At 63.6% G+C, this 18,031-nt stretch carries 16 protein-coding genes; 6 read left to right on the plus strand and 10 right to left on the minus strand.

Annotated elements, in window-relative coordinates; all coding sequences use genetic code 11:
* Positions 1-687: 687 nt before the first annotated feature.
* On the minus strand, positions 688-1,278 hold the full coding sequence (locus AC0QSG_RS11980) for a histidine phosphatase family protein (RefSeq protein ID WP_435728021.1): 591 nt from the start codon (positions 1,276-1,278) through the stop codon (positions 688-690).
* Entirely contained in the window at positions 1,275-2,726 is a 1,452-nt protein-coding gene (locus AC0QSG_RS11985) for a CCA tRNA nucleotidyltransferase (protein WP_475375551.1), read from the minus strand. The genes AC0QSG_RS11980 and AC0QSG_RS11985 overlap by 4 nt, the downstream gene beginning before the upstream one ends.
* Positions 2,727-2,837: 111 nt before the next feature.
* Between AC0QSG_RS11985 and AC0QSG_RS11990 the strand changes: the two genes are divergently transcribed.
* The 5 genes from AC0QSG_RS11990 (at position 2,838) to trxA (ending at position 8,355) form a co-directional block, all read left to right on the plus strand.
* On the plus strand, positions 2,838-3,371 hold the full coding sequence (locus AC0QSG_RS11990; RefSeq protein ID WP_475375552.1) for an NUDIX hydrolase: 534 nt from the start codon (positions 2,838-2,840) through the stop codon (positions 3,369-3,371).
* Complete coding sequence (gene murJ / locus AC0QSG_RS11995; protein WP_475375553.1) at positions 3,361-5,058, plus strand: murein biosynthesis integral membrane protein MurJ; 1,698 nt, start codon at positions 3,361-3,363, stop codon at positions 5,056-5,058. Before AC0QSG_RS11990 ends, murJ begins: the two co-directional genes overlap by 11 nt.
* 100 nt (positions 5,059-5,158) lie before the next feature.
* Positions 5,159-6,916, plus strand: coding sequence for an ABC transporter substrate-binding protein (locus AC0QSG_RS12000; protein ID WP_475375554.1), 1,758 nt, complete (start codon positions 5,159-5,161; stop codon positions 6,914-6,916).
* 107 nt (positions 6,917-7,023) lie between these two features.
* Complete coding sequence (trxB, locus tag AC0QSG_RS12005; RefSeq protein WP_475375555.1) at positions 7,024-8,004, plus strand: thioredoxin-disulfide reductase; 981 nt, start codon at positions 7,024-7,026, stop codon at positions 8,002-8,004.
* A gap of 27 nt (positions 8,005-8,031) precedes the next feature.
* Positions 8,032-8,355, plus strand: a complete 324-nt coding sequence (trxA, locus tag AC0QSG_RS12010; RefSeq protein WP_435728013.1) for a thioredoxin — start codon at positions 8,032-8,034, stop codon at positions 8,353-8,355.
* Positions 8,356-9,970: 1,615 nt separating this feature from the next.
* Here the strand turns inward: trxA and AC0QSG_RS12015 are convergent.
* The 8 genes from AC0QSG_RS12015 to rpmH all read right to left on the minus strand — a co-directional run bounded on the left by AC0QSG_RS12015 (position 9,971) and on the right by rpmH (position 15,945).
* Positions 9,971-11,125 carry a ParB/RepB/Spo0J family partition protein gene (locus tag AC0QSG_RS12015; protein ID WP_475375556.1) on the minus strand — a complete coding sequence of 385 codons (1,155 nt, stop codon included), beginning with the start codon at positions 11,123-11,125 and terminating at the stop codon, positions 9,971-9,973.
* Positions 11,126-11,609: 484 nt separating this feature from the next.
* Positions 11,610-12,728, minus strand: a complete 1,119-nt coding sequence (locus AC0QSG_RS12020) for a ParA family protein (RefSeq protein ID WP_475375557.1) — start codon at positions 12,726-12,728, stop codon at positions 11,610-11,612.
* A gap of 63 nt (positions 12,729-12,791) precedes the next feature.
* Positions 12,792-13,427, minus strand: coding sequence for a 16S rRNA (guanine(527)-N(7))-methyltransferase RsmG (gene rsmG, locus AC0QSG_RS12025; protein ID WP_475375558.1), 636 nt, complete (start codon positions 13,425-13,427; stop codon positions 12,792-12,794).
* A 34-nt stretch (positions 13,428-13,461) separates the two neighbouring features.
* Positions 13,462-14,007, minus strand: coding sequence for a Jag family protein (locus AC0QSG_RS12030; RefSeq protein WP_475375559.1), 546 nt, complete (start codon positions 14,005-14,007; stop codon positions 13,462-13,464).
* A gap of 3 nt (positions 14,008-14,010) precedes the next feature.
* Positions 14,011-14,967: a membrane protein insertase YidC gene (gene yidC / locus AC0QSG_RS12035; protein WP_435728007.1), complete on the minus strand. Its 957-nt coding sequence runs from the start codon at positions 14,965-14,967 to the stop codon at positions 14,011-14,013.
* A gap of 6 nt (positions 14,968-14,973) precedes the next feature.
* Entirely contained in the window at positions 14,974-15,345 is a 372-nt protein-coding gene (yidD, locus tag AC0QSG_RS12040; protein ID WP_475375560.1) for a membrane protein insertion efficiency factor YidD, read from the minus strand.
* On the minus strand, positions 15,332-15,712 hold the full coding sequence (gene rnpA, locus AC0QSG_RS12045) for a ribonuclease P protein component (protein ID WP_475375561.1): 381 nt from the start codon (positions 15,710-15,712) through the stop codon (positions 15,332-15,334). Before rnpA ends, yidD begins: the two co-directional genes overlap by 14 nt.
* 95 nt (positions 15,713-15,807) lie before the next feature.
* Entirely contained in the window at positions 15,808-15,945 is a 138-nt protein-coding gene (gene rpmH / locus AC0QSG_RS12050; protein ID WP_003800212.1) for a 50S ribosomal protein L34, read from the minus strand.
* A gap of 547 nt (positions 15,946-16,492) precedes the next feature.
* Between rpmH and dnaA the strand changes: the two genes are divergently transcribed.
* Positions 16,493-17,908 carry a chromosomal replication initiator protein DnaA gene (gene dnaA, locus AC0QSG_RS12055; RefSeq protein ID WP_435728001.1) on the plus strand — a complete coding sequence of 472 codons (1,416 nt, stop codon included), beginning with the start codon at positions 16,493-16,495 and terminating at the stop codon, positions 17,906-17,908.
* Positions 17,909-18,031 lie beyond the last annotated feature (123 nt).

Below are 18,031 nucleotides of genomic sequence, written 5' to 3' on the forward strand. Positions count from 1 at the left end.
CTCCTGTGGCGGGCCGCTCATCTGGCCGGCTGGGCCGGCTGCGTGCCCTACCGGATGCGGAAGAGCATCTCCAGGGGAAACTGTGCCTCGGTGCGTTGGCGCGGCTCCGGATTGAACCGGGTGGTGCGCTCCTGGCGTGGATCTCGGCGATCCTTGCGCATTCCTCTCACCTCCCTTCGCGAGGGCGGGGGGACAGGGTCCGCACGTGGACCGTGCGGTTCGCCGGCCTGGGGCTGAGTACGTCCGGACCGGAGAAGATGAACTCGGCGGAACGCGCCGGGGTCGGCGAATTGGTGCTGGTTTTTGCGGACATCGCTGCTCTTCCTGGGGAACCTCTGAGGCGGGAGGCCTCGGGAGCAGCGTCTTCGGCAGACGGCCGGTGTGCGCTTAGCGGAGCGCTGTTCCAGAGGCGGGGGCGATTGCACGGGCTCGGTGGCCGGTGCCGGCCGGAGTGCTAAACACTCCTCTGAATTCCATTTCAGTAATCACGAATCCCACCTCCTTTTAGGTGAACAGGCCGGCTAACCGGCTCCAATATTGTCCGCTGATCGAGAGCTCGCATTGAGTTTTCTCAATCACCGATTACAAGCTACACAGTACGACGCCGGAAAGCCACCGTCTGCGCCGAATTTTCTCGGCTTGTTGAAATACCAACCGGCGCGTCGCGTACAACACGCCGTGCCCGAGTCAGATCCCCCAGGCCTCCACGGCGGGCGACCGCTTGTCCCAGCCCAGCCGGCACAGTTGCGCCGTACCCAAGACGAAATGCCGTCCGTAGCTCGCGTCCAGGCCGAGCCAGCGCGCGGTCAACACGCGGCTGAAATGGCCGTGGGACACCAGCAGCGCGTCTCCGCCCGAGTGGAGCTCGGTGCGCACGCGGTCGATCACGCTGTCCGCGCGGGCCCCGACCTGTTCCAGGGTCTCGCCGTTGGGCACGCCGTTGTCCCAGATGAGGTACGCGGGATCCTCGGCGCGCACGTCCGCGGAGTTCACGCCCTCATAGTCCCCGTAGTCCCATTCGTGAGCCCAGGGCACCTGGTCCGCGTCGGGAAAGCCGGCGAGTTCCGCCGTACGACGCGCCCGCTGGAGCGGGCTGGTCATCACCAGGCCGAAGTTGGTTCCCGCCTCGCGGACCGCCGCCAGCTTCCGCCCCGTTTCGAGGGCCTGCACCTCCCCTTCGGCCGTGAGGGGCAAATCCGTCAGGCCCGTGTACTGGCCGCTGCGCGACCACTCGGTCTCGCCGTGGCGCACTAGCCAGAGGCGGGGAAGTTCGATCATGACTGGGTCTCCTCGGTTGATGATTCGGGTTGCTGCAGCCACCACGCCGTGAGCGCCGCCTCGGCGGCCGCCCGGTCCATGGGTCCATTGTCGAGCCGCAGTTCAAGCAGGTACCGGTAGGCGCGTCCCACCACGGGCCCCGGGGAGATCCCCAGAATGCCCATGATCGCCTGGCCGTCCAGATCCGGCCGGATGGCTTCCATCTCCTCCCGCTCCGCCAATTCGGCGATGCGGTGTTCGAGGTCGTCGTACGCGAAGGCGAGGCGCTCGGCCTTGCGCCGGTTGCGCGTGGTCACGTCCGATCGGGTCAGCCGGTGCAGCCGTTCGAGCAACGGGCCGGCGTCCGTGACGTACCGGCGCACCGCGGAGTCGGACCATCCGGCCTCGCCATAGCCGTAGAAGCGCATGTGAAGCTCCACGAGCCGTGCCACCGACTTGATGGTCTCGTTGTCGAAGCGCAGGGCGCGCATCCGCTTCTTGACCAGCTTGGCGCCGATCGCGTCGTGGTGTCGGAAGGTGACCGCGCCGGAGGGTTCGAAGCGCCGCGTCGCCGGCTTGCCGACGTCGTGCAGCAAGGACGCGAAGCGCAGCACGAAGTCGGGGGCCGGCGCGGGACCGTCCGGTCCGGTCTCGAGTTCGGTGGCCTGCTCGAGTACCTGGAGCGAGTGCTGGTAGACGTCCTTGTGGCGGTGGTGCTCGTCCACCTCCAGCTTGAGCGCGGAGACCTCGGGCAGGACCCGGTCGGCCAAGCCGGTCTCCACGAGCAGGTCGATCCCGGTGCGCGGATCGGCGCCGCAGACCAGCTTGACGAGTTCGTCCCGGACCCGCTCGGCGGAGATGATGTCGATTCGTTCGGCCATGTCCGTCATGGCCTGGCTGACCTCGGGCGCGACCGCGACGCGCAACTGGGAGGCGAACCGCGCGGCGCGCATCATGCGCAGCGGGTCGTCGGAGAAGGACGACGACGGCGCGCCGGGTGTCCTGACGACGCCGGCGGCGAGGTCTCCGTACCCGCCGAACGGATCGACGAGCTCGAGCGAGGGAAGGCGCAGGGCCATGGCGTTCATCGTGAAGTCGCGCCGGTATAGGTCGTCGCTCAGCGAGGTGCCGAAGGCGACGGCCGGTTTGCGGGAATCGGCGTCATACGCGTCCGCACGATAGGTCGTGACTTCAATGGAGTCGTTGCCCTTCCGCAGCGCAATGGTCCCGAAGGCACGCCCGACCTCCCATGTCGCGTCGGCCCATCCGGCGACCGCCGCGAGGGTCTGGTCCGGGTCCGCGTCCGTCGTGAAATCCAGGTCCGGCGAGACCCTGCCCAGGAACAGGTCCCTCACGGGTCCGCCGACGAGCGAGAGCTCGTGGCCGGCGTCGGTGAAGCGGCGCGCCAGGTCGAAGACGACGGGAGGCAGGAGCGCGGTGAGCGCAGTCGGGTCTGGAAGCTGCTGCATAGTGCTTTAACCCTGCCAGACTTTCACCCGTTCGGCCTGCTCGGGGCCGTGTTGCCTCTCCGCGCGTGGGGACAACACGGTGCCGCGCGAAACATAGATAGAGTGGAGCGCATGGCCCATCCAGTTCCCAGCGCCCCGAAGCGCACGCCGTTGACTGCGTCAATGGCGCACGCGCAGGCGCAGCCGGGACACCACGCGCTCCCCACCGTCGAGGAGGTTTCCTCCGGTGGGGTCATTGTGGACACCTCCAAGCCAAAGCTGCCCGTGGCGATCATCGCGCGCTACAACAGGGGCGGCCGCCTGGAATGGTGTCTTCCCAAGGGCCACCCGGAGGGCCGGGAAACGAACGAGGAAGCCGCCGTCCGCGAGGTCGAGGAGGAAACCGGCATCGCCGGGCGCGTCCTGGCACCGCTGGGGAGCATCGACTACTGGTTCACCGTCACCAGCTACCGCGTGCACAAGACGGTGCACCACTTCCTGTTGCGGGCGACAGGCGGGGAACTGACCATCGACAACGATCCGGACCATGAGGCCGTCGACGTCGCGTGGGTCCCCATCGCGGAGCTCGGCAAGCGCCTGTCCTTCCCCAACGAGCGCCGCATCGCCGACCTCGCGCGGGAAGTCCTTCCACAGCATGTCGACTAGCAAGACCCCCACGGCCTCCGGCGGGCACTCGAGGGCCTATGCGCTGATGGCGTCCGGTACGCTCGTCTCGCGGATCCTCGGCTTCGTGCGGACGGCGCTGCTCGCCGTCGCGATCGGCTCCATCACGACCGTTGCCGACGTCTTCGAAAAAGCCAACATCATCCCCACGATCATCTTCATGCTGCTCGCGGGCGGCATCTTCAACGTGGTACTGGTGCCTCAGCTGATCAAGGCGTCCAAGGCCGCGGACCGTGGCTCCGACTACACCAGCCGGCTCATCACGCTAACGGTGGTGGTGATGGCCGGGTTCGCCGTCCTGTTGACCCTGCTCGCCGGGCCCATCATCACGCTACTCACCAAGGGTTGGACGCCTTCCATGCTGGCCCTGGGCACGGCGTTCGCCTACTGGAGCCTGCCGCAGGTCTTTTTCTACGGCGTCTACGCCGTGGTGGGCCAGGTGCTCAACGCCCACGGTCGTTTCGGAGCCTACATGTGGGCCCCGGTGGTGAACAATGTGGTGCAGATAGCCGTGATCGGCACCTACATGGCCCTCTTCGGCGCCTATGGCGGCACCGACGATCCCTTCGCCTCCTGGACACGGCAACAGACGCTGCTGCTGGCCGGCGGGTCGACGCTCGGGATAGCGCTCCAGGCGCTCGTGCTGTTCCTTCCGCTGGCCCGGATGGGACTGCACATCCGCCCGAAATTCGGGTGGCGCGGCATGGGGCTTCGCCACGTGGGGCGCCTCGCCGTCTGGACGCTGGTTTCGATGACGGTCGGCAACGTCGCGTCCCTGGCCTACGCGCGCCTGGTCTCCAGTGCGACGCCGGCCCGTGCGGCCCTGGACTCGGGCGGCGCCTCGGTGGCGGGCGAGTACGCGCTGAACACCTCGCAGCTCATCACCGTGCTGCCGCACTCGATCTTCGCGCTGTCGCTGGCCACGGTCCTGTTCAACGAATTGTCGCGGTCCTTCGCGGACGGCGATCGCGAGGCGATCGGGCCCCTGCTCTCGCGCGGACTACGGACGACTGCGGTGCCGGTTGTCTTCGCCTCGGTGGCGTTCATCGTCCTGGCCGGCCCCGTGGGCAGGATCTTCGGCGGAACGGGCAGCACGGCCGCGGCTGCGGGCGCCGCGATTGGCCAGCTCGTGGTCCTGACGGCCCTGGGGCTTCCGTTCAAGAGCATCCATTTCTTCCTCATCCGGGTGTTCTTCGCCGAGGAGGACACCAAGACGCCGATGCTGATCCAGACGACCATCGCCGCCGTCGGACTCGCCGCCGCGTACACCATGGCTGCATTCCTGCCCGCGACGCGGATCGCCGTGGGCATCGCCCTGTTGTACGGCCTGACGAACGTCCTGTCCGCCGTGCTTGCCCACGTCCTCGTGGTGCGCCGGTACGGCGACTACGGAACGTCCGAGGTGGCCGGCACCTACATCCGGATCGGCTGGATGGCGGCGGCGGCCGGCGCAGTGGGGGCGGCGGTCCTTTGGCTGATGGGAGGCTACAGCGACGGGTACCCCTGGGACGGCATTCCGAACGCCGTGGTGAGCATCGCCGTCGTCGGTTCGGTCATGCTGGTGGTCTTCCTGCTGCTGTTGCGGGCCGCGCGCCTACCGGAGCTGGAGGAGTTCCTGGGCCCACTGGCCCGCCGAATTCCGGATCTGGGACGCCTTTCGCGCCGATAGGGACCATGGCTTCGTGGGTCGCGGCGCGCGCACCGGTAGCATGGTACGAGCAACTGAGACGGGTGCAACCGCACCCACCATCCAATCCCGGGAGTCAATAGTGTCGCAGCCCATCGATGTCGGAACAGTTCTCGGCGGCCGTTACAAGGTCTCCGGCGTGGTTCTGGCCTCCGCTGACGGCGACGTGGTCCTGGACGGGACCGATCAGGTTCTCAACCGCGAGGTCAGCATCCTGGTGGCATCCGCGGAGAACGCCAGCCAGGTGGCCACCAGCGCCCGCGAGATCGCCACGGGGGAACGCTATGGCGCCATGCAGGTCCTGGACCTCGGCATCTCCGACGGCACCACCTACCTGATCACGAACACCGCGGCGCCCGCGGACCTGCTGGACCTCGTAATTCAGCGTGACGAACCCTTCGTGGAGCCGTTCTACACCGACACCCTCGGTTCCGAGATCTTCGGCGAGTCGCGCTCCATGGAGCCGCACGTCTACGAGGACGACGACGAGTACTACGAGGAACTGCGCGCCCAGGAGCAGAACCGTCCGGGCATGATCGGCCGGCTCCCCGAAATCAACCTCACGGACCGCCTGTCCGGCTTCAAATCCCGTTTCGCCAAGGGCCGGAACGCGCCGGGCTCGGGCGACGACGCGGCAACGGGTGGTGCGGCCGCAGGCGGGGCGGCCGGTGCCGCTGGAGCGAGCGCCGCGGCGGCGGCGAACGCCACGGCTTCCGGTGCCGGCGCGGCAGGCGCCGCCGACCCCGCCGCGCGTGTTCCCCCGCGGCCCACGGAGGCCCCGCGCTCCGCCGCGGATTCGTCCCCTGCCGACCATGGCGCGGCGACGCAGGCGCAGCCCGAGGCCCCCCAGCCCCCCACCGCGGCCCACCCGACATCCTCCAAGGTTTCGATGTACGACGCCGACGACTTCGCTGCCGACGAGGCGCCAAGTCACCGGCACGAACCACGCGACGACACCAACACCCCGCCAACGGCCGGGACGGCTGCCGCCAGTGCAGCTGGTACCGCCGGCGTTGGTGCCGGTGCCGGTGCGCCGGGCTCACCCCCCGCGGAGGACGGCGGCCTGCGCAAGGCGTCCGTTTTTCCCGCCGGGGCCCGCTCTTTCCAGGATCCGGCCGAGACTGCGGATTATGCGGACGACGAATACGAGGACGCTTCCTCCGGCGGCAGGAAGGGCACGCGCCTTCTGGTTGGCGCGGTGTTGGCGATTCTGTTGATCGTCGCGGTGGTGTTCGCCTTCAACAACCTCGGTCCCGGTGAGGAACCCGGGCCAGTGGCCGGCACCAGCTCCGCGCCGGCCGCAAGCGAGGAAGAGAACGAAGGCGGATCCGCGGAGTCCAGCGCCGCCCCCGAATCGTCCGAAGCCCCCGTGGTGGAACCCCGTATAACCGGTCTCTCGCGTCTGGTTCCGGGTAACCAGGCGCTGAATGCGGAAACCGATGCGACTCTCGTCAACGCGATCGACGGGAGCCAGGGCAGCATGTACCGATCGTATTCGTTCACGCAGCCGCAGTTTGGCGGGTTCGCATCGAACATGGTTTTGGTGGTGGAGCTCGAGGAGGAGTCCGACGTTTCGTCGGTGGAGTTGTCGGGGCTTAACGGCACCGGCGGCGCATTCGAGATCCGGATCGGCGACACCAACGACCTCGGATCAGCGCGGGAAATCACCTCGGGATCCTTTACCGGACCGACCGTCACCGTTCCCGTCGCGGGTGACGACGGGGGTCCCGCCAAGGCCCAGTATGTGTTCATCAACGTCACGGAGCTTCCTCGTCTGGCGTCCGGCTCCAACAACTCGCGGCCATACGGCCTACAGGTCGCGGAGATCAAGGTCTCCTAGACACCGGCCGGGAATACCGGCATGCCTTGGCTCGTTGTGCAGGGCAGACTCGATCACCGATCCGGAGGGCACCATGCTCCCTGGACCTACAGAGAGGTTCACCGAGCGTGGCCACTGAGACTACCAATGACATCCGCGACGTCATCATCGTCGGTTCCGGACCCGCGGGATACACGGCCGCCGTGTACACCGCCCGCGCCAATCTTTCACCCTTGGTCATCGCGGGTTCCGTGACCGCCGGCGGCGAACTCATGAACACCACGGACGTGGAGAATTTCCCGGGTTTCCGCGACGGGATCATGGGGCCGGATCTCATGGACAACATGCAGGCCCAGGCCGAGCGTTTCGGCGCCGAGATCCTGTTCGAGGACGTCGCCTCCGCCGCATTGGGCGGCGAGGTCAAGACCGTCGTTCTGGCCAATGGGGACACGTACCGCGCCCACAGCATCATCGTCTCCACCGGGTCCGCGTATCGCGAACTCGGTGTGCCGGACGAGAAGCGTCTGTCGGGCCACGGCGTGTCCTGGTGCGCCACGTGCGACGGCTTCTTCTTCCGGGACCAGGAAATCGCCGTCGTCGGAGGTGGCGACTCGGCCATGGAGGAGGCTCTGTTCCTCACGAAGTTCGCCTCGAAGGTGACCGTCGTACACCGCCGGGACACGCTTCGGGCGTCGAAGATCATGGCGGACCGGGCGCTCGCGCACCCGAAGATCGAGTTCGTATGGAACACCGGTGTGGAGGGCTTCGAGGGCGATGCGAAGGTCACGGCCATTAAGCTGCGCAACCTCGTCGATGGGACGGCGTCCAAGCTCCCCGTGACCGGCGTCTTCGTCGCCATCGGCAACGATCCACGAACCGAGCTCGTCAAGGGCCAGTTGGACCTGACGGCGGAGGGGACCATTGCCGTCGAGGGGCGTACATCCAAGACCAACATTCCCGGTGTCTTTGCCGCGGGCGACGTCATCGATCCCACATACCGTCAGGCGGTCACTGCTGCCGGTTCCGGTTGCATAGCCGCCCTGGACGTCGAGCATTTCCTTTCCGATCTCCACTCCTCCAAGACAGAGACGGCCGGCGCAAGCCTGTAGTCGAACCAACCAGAAAGGGCCATGCACATGAGCCACGCCAAGGACGTATCCGACGCCACTTTCCAGACCGATGTCCTCGATTCCGCGAAGCCGGTACTCGTGGACTTCTGGGCAGAATGGTGCGGCCCGTGCCGCCAGCTGTCCCCGATCCTCGATCAGATTGCCGCAGAGCATGCGGAAAAGATCGAGGTCGTGAAGGTCAATGTTGACGACAACCCGGCCATCGCCGCGAAGTACGGCATCACCAGCATTCCGGCCGTCTTCGTGTTCCAAGGAGGGGAGCACGTCGCCAGTTCGATCGGAGCGAAGCCAAAGCAAGTCATCGAACAGGAATTCGCGGCCTACCTCTAATCCGTGAAATTGCTTCTGGACCCAAACGTCCGGAGGAAGGGTCCATGCCGGAGCAACCGGTGTGGACCCTTTCTGCGTCGAGGTGCTTTTGCCGGGTCCAGAGACCTGGCTCTGCCCGGGCCGACGGCTTGTCAGCAAACTAACCACGTATTACAAACGTTTTGGTTTGTTCTCGAGCTATATGTCGCTCACGGACGTTGCGCCGAGGCAGTGATACTTGTCATCAAGCTACGGCCGGACCACCCGCCGCCACGGACGCCAGTTCCTCGCGTCTCGCTTCGCGCTGACCATATAGCTCTAGCTTTTTGACAGACCCTGAGTCCGCGCCTGCCTGCACCGCGGCATTGAGACTCCGCTTCGAATGCGATAGTTCTGCTCACGCATGCGCCATTCACCCGAGCCATTACGGCAGTACAAAACCTCGGTCGGTATCGCAACCTGCGATCGACTCCGTGCCGGGAAATCGGTGGTTCTTCAAACCCCTCACCGCTGGATCATGTGGTTTCACGTGAAACACGGGAAGGCATGGGGTTCAGAATCCAGGAACGGCGGGTTCGAGGGGACCCGTTCTTGGGAGATCGTCGCGTCTCCACACTCGGTCAGTGAAGTGCCTGGATACGAGACGCACTTCTCTGGCAGACCAGAAAATGCACATGGGCGGCAAAGCATTGAGTGAGCACCGCTACTCGACGGAGCGCGGTCTGGTACTTTGTAGCCACAACGACCAACCGTCGTGGAACGCGAGCATGGACGCATCGCACAACAAGGCGCCTTTTATCTCAATGCTCGCTTGTACTTACCCGCTCAAAGCATCACAACACGGTAACCGCTTGCCCGCCATCGTCCGTGCGCGCGATCACGACGCTTCCAACGCGCAATGTGCCCCGGCCTCTACGCTATACGCGGCGATCAATGGAGCGTTCAAAACGTGTAACGCGATGGAAACGGCGACGGTTTCACGTGAAACACGGGTGTCCCGCGGCATCAGGGGGGACCGCTGTACTCTGGCCCGATCACGGATGCACCGAGCAGTCGTCCCAACCGACTGATCTGATACAAAGACGCCCATCGTGAACAGGAGTCCCTCGTGGCTGTCATCTAGAACCATAGTCTTCGTCTCGAGTTAGAAGTTCACAGAGTGTTTAGCGTGGAGAACGACACGAAGAACACGCATTCACGCCGTCGGCCGCGCCTACATTGACCCAAGGACGGCGTCACCGAAAAAGATTAGCGCAGACTTGTCGATAGTTTCACGTGAAACACAACGCCCTGACGCGCGGGCTCGCGACTTTCGAATATGGCCATGTTTCAAGTGAAGCGATACCGGATTGTAGGCCAAATCGAGTCTGCGTGGAGGCAGGACGCGACGCCGAGCAAAGTAAGTCTGTGAAGACCATAACCAGGGTCAACCAGACTTTTGAACTACAAGCTTGGTATGTGCGGTCATCATCCCTAACAAATTGATGAGATGCCGGGAATCAAAGTGGACGGACTGTCCAGGCGCAGATCCCGCTGACGGGCATTCTCGGACCAAAGGCCGAAGACGAACCGGTTACGAATCGGTGGGTGTGTTTCACGTGAAACACACCCACCGATTCGCTCTCTTGTTGATCGTTCAGTTAGGCGAACCGGGAGAAATGACGCCCATGATGCGGTTCAAGTCGTCGACGCTGGCGAATTCGATGCTGACGCGGCCTTTTTTTGCCCCCAACGTGATCTTTACGCTGGTGTCCAAGCGATCTGAGAGTGACGTAGCCAAAAAATCCAGGCGCTCGTGACGAGCCGTCGTCCGCGGCGACGATTCCTTGGCCGGCCGACGGAGTCCATCGCTGAGCGCGACGATCTCTTCGGTGGCCCTGACAGAGAGCCCCTCATTCACGATACGTTGAGCAAGCCGTTCCATATCGCCCACATCGGCCAGCGCGAGGAGTGCGCGCGCGTGTCCAGCGCTCAAGACACCCGCTGCAACACGTCGCTGCACCAGTGCCGGCAGTTTCATGAGACGTATCGTATTGGAAATCTGTGGTCGCGACCGACCAATCCGCTCCGATAACTCGTCCTGCGTGCATCCAAATTCCTGCAAAAGCTGCTGATACGCTGCCGCTTCCTCAAGCGGATTCAACTGGGAACGGTGGAGGTTCTCCAACAAAGCGTCGCGAAGAAGATCCATGTCCGTGGTGGCACGGATAATGGCCGGTATCGTTGCGAGGCCAGCCTCCTGGGTTGCCCGCCAACGACGTTCACCCATGACAAGTTCATAAGCTGCATCGCCGCCTTCAGGGGACGGGCGGACTACGATCGGCTGAAGCAGGCCCACTTCCTTGATGGAGTGGACAAGCTCTGCCATATCCTCCTGGTCGAAGTCCGTTCGCGGTTGCTTCCGATTCGGGTGGATTTTGTCCACCGGGATCTCGGCAAACGAAGCGCCCGGCACGGCGACGAGTGTTTCACGTGAAACTTCCGAGTCGATCGAACGATCGGTTTCCTCCGCAGATGAAGTCCGCGCACTGTCCTCGGAAGGCCCAGAAATGCCCGCGGTCGTCTCGTGGACGGCCGACGAATCAACTTCAGATCGTGACCGTGCACCGTCGGAACCACGTCCTCGCACTTCGCCGATGAAGTCCGGCATTTGGGGACGCTTTCCAGTTGCCTTTGTCCGCGGTGAACGGGTTTCGGCGCGCACGTCATCGCCAGCGCCGTTGCTAGCTGCCGGCTTCTCGTTTGTCAGTGAATCTGCGGCGGACTTACCCGGCGTAAAGAACATATCCACCGGACGCGTCTTGCGATCAGCAGATTTCCCTCCGCTGGCCGTCGGAGCTTGGAATTTAGCACCGGCAGCTGCATCCAAGGCAGGTTTGCGCTCAGATGCCCTCGTGACCTCCACTGGAGACTCATCGGAGATGGCGCCGACATCCGCACCCTCAGACCGCGTTGAGCCCATCCTGGGCGTGCCAGAGCCCCGGGAGTCGCCAATGGGTTCCGACTCCGTGCGTAGCGTTTCACGTGAAACGGATTGGGCTTCGTCCGTCGAGTCGCCTCCGGCCACAGCCTGCACTGAACGATCAGCGGTACCTCCGTCCGAAACTTCAGACGTCTCGTCGCTGCTGGGTGCACTGGAGATCAAAGCTCCTAAGCCGCGCCCCAAACCCCGTCGCTTTTCCGCCATGTGACTTCCTCTCGGCGATGTGCCCGTACTGCCGGGCGTGAATGCTCGAGAACGAGTCTACTTGGCGCAATGCGTCGTTACGCGGAGGCTAGGCGCGTTCCGCAATCTCCGTGGCTGCCTCGAGATAGGAAAGCGCGCCTGTTGAGTTGCGATCGTAGGTCATAACGGTCTGTTGGTAGCTGGGCGCCTCGGAAATCCGGACGCTCCTGGGAATCAGGGCTCCGAGTACCTGCTTCGGGAAATGCTCTCGCACCTCGGCTGCCACCTGGGACGCCAGATTGGTCCTGCCGTCGTACATGGTGAGAAGAATGGTCGAAACAACCAGATCCGCGTTCAGATGCTTCTGGATCATCTCGATGTTCTTCAGAAGTTGGCTTAGCCCCTCCAAAGCGTAGTACTCGCACTGAATGGGGATGAGCACTTCTCGAGCGGCGACGAACGCGTTGACCGTAAGCAGCCCCAAGCTTGGGGGACAATCCACAAAAACATAATCCAGCCGGGGCAGGTGGTTTTCTTCGCGGTACTTGGCGTACTGGTCCAGGGCGCGCCGCAACCGCTGCTCGCGGGCAACGAGTGAAACCAACTCGATCTCCGCGCCTGCCAAATGGATGGTGGCCGGCGCAACAACCAAGTTGTCAACGTCCGGACAAGCCGCCACGACTTCGGCTAAGGGAACGTCGTTGATGAGCACATCGTAGATGCTGTCGACCTCGGCGTGGTGTTCGATCCCCAACGCGGTCGACGCATTGCCCTGCGGGTCGATATCAACGACGAGAACATTCAGACCAGCGGAGGCAAGGGCCGCGGCGATGTTCACCGTGGTGGTTGTTTTGCCGACCCCGCCCTTCTGGTTACTGACCGTGAAGTAGCGTGTTTCATCCGGGCTGGGCAGTGTACGGCCGCTCAGGCGTTCGCGTCGCTTGTTTTCGCTAGCCAGTTCACTGGCCAGCGGTGTGCTGTCGTCAATGGTGTCCATAACGTTCTGAACCGGTGCCTCTGCTCGAGCCTGAACTGCTTCTTGCGACCGTACGGGGTCTTCGTGCGCGACGACTGACGCCGACTGTGTGGTCTCCTGACCAGTCGTTTCACGTGAAACGGTGTCTTCACCAGCATTTGCAACCTTTTCGAGTTGCACCGAAGTCCTGACGGTCGTCGACGAACGAAAGAGTGCTGCAAACGGCGGGATCTTGCTTCCCGAGCTCTTCACTACTCCTCCTCCTCGACGCACTGCATGGCGCATCGGCCACCAGTACAGACTATCGGTTCGACGTCAACCGACGCGGATGCGGACAACCGTCGTTGGTTCCTCGAGCACGTCCTCGCCGACAGTCACCACCTCGGTTCCCCGTCCGCCGAGCTTCCGAATGGCTTTCGATGCCTTGTCGATTTCCTCGGCCGCGCTGCGACCCTTGATCGCTAAGACTTCGCCGGAACCGCCCAACAACGGGATCGTCAGTCCGGCGAGATTGCCCAGGGCGGACACGGCCCGTGCGGTCACCACATCGGCAACGACGTGCCCCACGGCCTGTTCGGCACGGGACCGGTAAACGGTCACGTTGTCCAACCCAAGATCTTCCGTCACCTCGCTGAGCCAAATGCATCGACGCTCCAACGGCTCGATCAACGTCACCGAAAGATCCGGCCGCGCGATGGCGAACGTGAGCCCCGGCAGCCCCGCCCCGCTGCCCACGTCCGCGACCTCGGAGCCCTGGGCGATCAGGTCCGCCACGACAGCACAGTTAAGAACGTGACGCCCCCAGAGCCGGGGAACCTCGCGTGGACCCAACAGCCCGCGTTCCATACCGGACGTTGCCAGGTGCTCGACGTACCTTTCGGCTAGGGGGAGTCGATCTCCGAAAACAAGTTTGGCGGCGCGGCGTTCCTCCGCCGTAGGTTCATGCTCCATGCTCACGTGGTTCCGCTCTCCTCTGGTGCCTGTCCTAGGCCTCGTTGGCCGAGACGACGATGTGCCGGCGCGGTCCTTCGCCATCGGACTCGCTGTGAGATCCAAGGGCGGCGACGGCGTCGTGCACGAGCTTGCGCTCGTAGGCGCTCATGGGAGGCAGTGCCACTGGCTCTCCAGACTCACGTGCCTTGGCGACGGCGTCCTCCGCGACGCCCTGCAATTCGCTGACACGACCCTCCCGGTAGCCGACGATGTCCAACACCAGCCTCGACCGGTTCCCCGTGGACGACAGGACGGCCAGCCGGGTGAGCTCCTGAAGGGCCTCCAACGTCTCGCCCTCATGCCCGACCAGGCCGCGCAACTGCTCGTCGCCACCTTCCTCGTTGACGATCGAAATGTACGTCCGTCCGCTACGGACCTCGATGTCGATGTCCCCATCGATGTCGGCGATGTCCAAAAGTTCCTCGAGATAGTCCGCGGCGACGTCGCCCTCTTCCTCCAACCTGCTCGGCGAGGACTCGTCGTCGGCGTCCTGCGTGGCGGGGTCAAGCGGCGTAGAGGTCTCGTCAACGTTGCTCATGGACTACTTCTTCTTCCTGTTCTTGCGCTGCGGCTGCGTCCGCTGCACCTTCGGTTCAACGACCTCGGGAACGGTGTCCTCAATCTTCTTCTGTCCCCGCGGCGGAAGTCCCTTCGCAGCCCGACGCTCGTTGAGCTCGCGCTCCGCCTGGGAACCGGGAGTGGGATTGTTGTGAATGACGTAGAACTGCTGTCCAAGGGTCCAGACGTTGGAAGCGGTCCAGTAGATCAGAACACCGATCGGGAAGTTGATGCCGCCGATCCCAAACACCAGGGGAAGGATGTAGAGCATCATCTTCTGCTGCTGCATGAACGGGCCCTCGAGGGCCTCCTTGGTCATGTTCTTGGACATGATCTGCTTCTGCGTGATGAACTGCGACGCCGTCATCGCGATGATCATGACGAGGGCGGTGACGATCACGGACATGCTGGGGGAGCCGGAATTCAAGGTGCCGAGGAAGGTGTCGGAGAGCTTGGCGCCGAAAATCGACGACTGGTCGAAACTCCGGATATGAGCGGCCGACAGCGCACCGATGGGATCGCCCGAAGCGCTCGCCTTCGCCGCGTTGTTCAGCACGGTGAACAGCGCGAAGAAGAACGGCATCTGCACGAGGATCGGAAGGCACGAAGACAGCGGATTGGTCTTGTGCTTCTTGAATAGCTCCCGCTGTTCGGCGATCATCGCCTGCTGCGAGAGCTGGTCCTTCTTCCCCTTGTACTTGGCCTGCAGCTTGCGCAGGTCCGGTTGCAGCGCCTGCATGGCGCGCTGCGCCTTGATCTGTTTGACGAAGACGGGAATCAGGGCGGTCCGGATAAGAAGCACCAGGAAAACGATGGAAAGCGTCCAGGTCCAACCTGAATCCGGGTCCATGCCCACCCAGGTGAACAATTCATGGAACGCCCAAAGGATCCACGAAACCACCTGGCGGAACGGCCACAGCAGCGTGTCAAAGAATTCCATTAAAGGTCATGCTCCTCGAGCCGCGTCTGCGGCATCATCGTCGGCGGGAATCGGCGGATGATTCAACACCATGATCTTTGGGGTGTGGCCGTTCGGCCAAATCCTGCGGCCGGCCGGCACGTGGTCGATGCCACCGTGGCTCCACGGATTACAGCGAAGAACCCTGTAGGCGGCCAATCCGGAGCCCTTAACCGCGCCGTGGACTGTGACGGATTCAAGCGCGTAGGCGGAACAACTCGGGAAGTAGCGGCAGACATCGCCATAGAGCGGGGAAACGACCACGCGGTATCCCTTGAGCAACGCCACGGCAATCTGCCGGGGCACATCGACAAGACGGCGAATGACGCCGGTTGACGGTTTTTCCTCAGGAAATGCCATGGTTGTCCCTCCCCGACCTCTGGGTCGTCGCCTTACGGTCCGCCGCGCGGCAGGCGGCCGTAATCGCCTCGGATACCTCGACTGAAAGTTCGGCCCAGGTCGCCTGAGCGGCGGACGGCAGGGCACGCACGACGACGTCGTAGGTGTGGCCCTGATTAACCAAGGCCTCGGCGGCAACCGCCCTTAACCTCCTCTTAACGAGGTTCCGGGCAACAGCGTTCCCCACCGCTTTAGACACAATAAACCCGAACCGCGAACGCGCCTCGGCGCCCTCCTCGATTCGGGAACGTGCATATAGCACTACGTTCCGGCGCCCAGAGCGGGCGCCGGAACGTACGGTGTTCGAGAATTCCCCGGCGGTTCGCATCCGGTGCTCCTTCGGCAGCACGGCGTCAGACGCCGATGCCGCGGGAGAAGGCACTCATGGAAGAATGCGGCCGATCCGTGCGGATCCGCTCGATGCTATGCGGAGAGTTCGGTGCGGCCCTTGCCGCGGCGCGCAGCCAGGATGGCACGACCCGCACGGGTGCGCATACGAAGACGGAAGCCGTGCTTCTTGGCACGACGGCGGTTATTCGGCTGAAAAGTCCGCTTGCTCACAGTAGTAACTCCAAGACGATCATTTGATGCGCCTTAACCCGTTGCTACAAGGTGGGAAGAACAGGCTGACGCTCGAATCAAAAAGTGGCGGTTCCGCAGGTGCCCTGTCCCCTGTCTGACTCGACCAAGGACGTAAGGCATCACTGAAAACACACACACAGGACTAAATAACGGTAGGGGAAAGAAGCCCTCCCCGTCAAACCGGGGATGGGGCTTCCTGGGGCCACCTGTGGCCACCGTCTACTTCTCCCAACCCTACAGCGAGTTCCCACACCCTGTGTGTAGCGAATCCACAGTTGTGGACAAGCTGGATCCGAGGCGGTCGGGCGGCGACGACGGATTTCATCGACTTCCCCGTCATTCCGGGAGCGGAGGCATCTACGTGTCCGCTAGCGGGAGGTTCGCGCCAACGATCGAGTTATCCACCGTCTGTGAACAACATTGTGGATGACGGCTAGAATCGGAACTCCCGTCGCCGTCCGGTGCACTCGGCCGGGACGGGAACCTCCGCCTTTCGAGCGGCAACACCTTTGAGGGGACTGCGATAGTGAGCACGGAAGAATCGAACACGGTAGGCAGCGCGTGGCGTCAGGTGGTGCGCAACCTGGAGCAGGACGATCGCGTCACCCCGCGTCAGCGCGGCTTCGTGGTGCTTGCCCAGCCGCAGGGGCTGATCGGCACCACACTCCTGTTGGCCGTCCCAAACGAACTCACCCGGGAAGTCCTGCAGACCCAGCTCAAGGGGCCCCTTGACGTCGCCCTCCGCCAAGTATTCCAGGACGACATCCTCTGTGCCTTCAGTATCGACTCCGATCTGGTGCCCGAAGCTAGCCCGGAGCCGGCCGAGTCCGAGCAGCCGCCCGTCCCCAAGGAACGGATCAGCGATAACCGCCCGCAGCCGTCCCCCCCCTCGACGTCCCAGGAATTCGGCCGACTCAATCCCAAGTACATTTTCGACACCTTCGTGATCGGATCGTCCAACCGCTTCGCACATGCCGCAGCGGTGGCCGTGGCCGAGGCACCCGCCAAGGCATATAACCCGTTGTTCATATACGGAGATTCCGGTCTGGGTAAGACCCACTTGCTGCACGCCATCGGCCACTATGCGCGCCATCTCTACAACGGCATCCGGGTCAGGTATGTGAACTCCGAGGAATTCACGAACGACTTCATCAACTCGATCCGCGACGACGAGGGGGCCAGCTTCAAGCAGACCTACCGCAACGTGGACATCCTCCTGATCGACGACATCCAGTTCCTGGCCAACAAGGACGCCACGCAGGAGGAGTTCTTCCACACCTTCAACGCGCTTCACAACCACAACAAGCAGGTCGTCATCACGTCCGATCTGCCGCCGAAGCAGCTGGCCGGCTTTGAGGACCGCATGAGATCGCGCTTCGAGTGGGGCCTGCTGACGGACATCCAACCGCCGGAACTCGAAACCAGGATCGCCATCCTGCGCAAGAAGGCGACCGCGGAAGGACTCTCGGCGCCGGACGACGTCATGGAGTACATCGCCTCGAAGATCTCCACCAACATCCGCGAGTTGGAGGGTGCCCTCATCCGCGTCACCGCGTTCGCGTCCCTCAACAGCCAGGGCGTCGACATGGCCCTCGCCGAAACCGTGTTGAAGGACCTCATCACCGACGAGGGGGCCCAGGAGATCACGCCGGCGGCGATCGTCGCCCAGACAGCCGAGTACTTCAACCTCAGCATCGAGGAACTCAACAGCAAGTCCCGGACCCGGACGCTCGTGACCGCCCGACAGATCGCCATGTATCTGCTACGGGAACTCACCGACATGTCCCTCCCCAAGATCGGGCAGGAAATGGGTGGCCGCGACCACACAACCGTGATCCACGCCGACCGAAAGATCCGCGAACTGATGGCCGAACGCCGTGCGATCTTCAATCAGGTGACGGAACTGACCAACCGGATCAAGCAACAACAGCGCGAAGGCTGACCGGCCCCGATCCCTGCCAATGCGGCGACAACCACAGCTGTGGATAAACCTGTGGATGGTTAAGTGGACGAAGCCGCTTACCTGCGCATAAATCCGCCTTCCCCTGTGGATCCCTTAAACGGC

This window comes from Arthrobacter sp. LT660 (assembly GCF_056172845.1).

Excerpts from the sequence above, each read along its gene's own strand:
- rsmG (WP_475375558.1), bottom strand. The coding sequence starts at position 13,427 with ATGGAGCATGAACCTACGGCGGAGGAACGCCGCGCCGCCAAACTTGTT.
- rnpA (WP_475375561.1), bottom strand. The coding sequence starts at position 15,712 with ATGCGAACCGCCGGGGAATTCTCGAACACCGTACGTTCCGGCGCCCGC.
- yidC (WP_435728007.1), bottom strand. The coding sequence starts at position 14,967 with ATGGAATTCTTTGACACGCTGCTGTGGCCGTTCCGCCAGGTGGTTTCG.
- murJ (WP_475375553.1), top strand. The coding sequence starts at position 3,361 with ATGTCGACTAGCAAGACCCCCACGGCCTCCGGCGGGCACTCGAGGGCC.
- trxA (WP_435728013.1), top strand. The coding sequence starts at position 8,032 with ATGAGCCACGCCAAGGACGTATCCGACGCCACTTTCCAGACCGATGTC.
- AC0QSG_RS11990 (WP_475375552.1), top strand. The coding sequence starts at position 2,838 with ATGGCCCATCCAGTTCCCAGCGCCCCGAAGCGCACGCCGTTGACTGCG.
- AC0QSG_RS11980 (WP_435728021.1), bottom strand. The coding sequence starts at position 1,278 with ATGATCGAACTTCCCCGCCTCTGGCTAGTGCGCCACGGCGAGACCGAG.
- yidD (WP_475375560.1), bottom strand. The coding sequence starts at position 15,345 with ATGGCATTTCCTGAGGAAAAACCGTCAACCGGCGTCATTCGCCGTCTT.
- AC0QSG_RS12030 (WP_475375559.1), bottom strand. The coding sequence starts at position 14,007 with ATGAGCAACGTTGACGAGACCTCTACGCCGCTTGACCCCGCCACGCAG.
- AC0QSG_RS11985 (WP_475375551.1), bottom strand. The coding sequence starts at position 2,726 with ATGCAGCAGCTTCCAGACCCGACTGCGCTCACCGCGCTCCTGCCTCCC.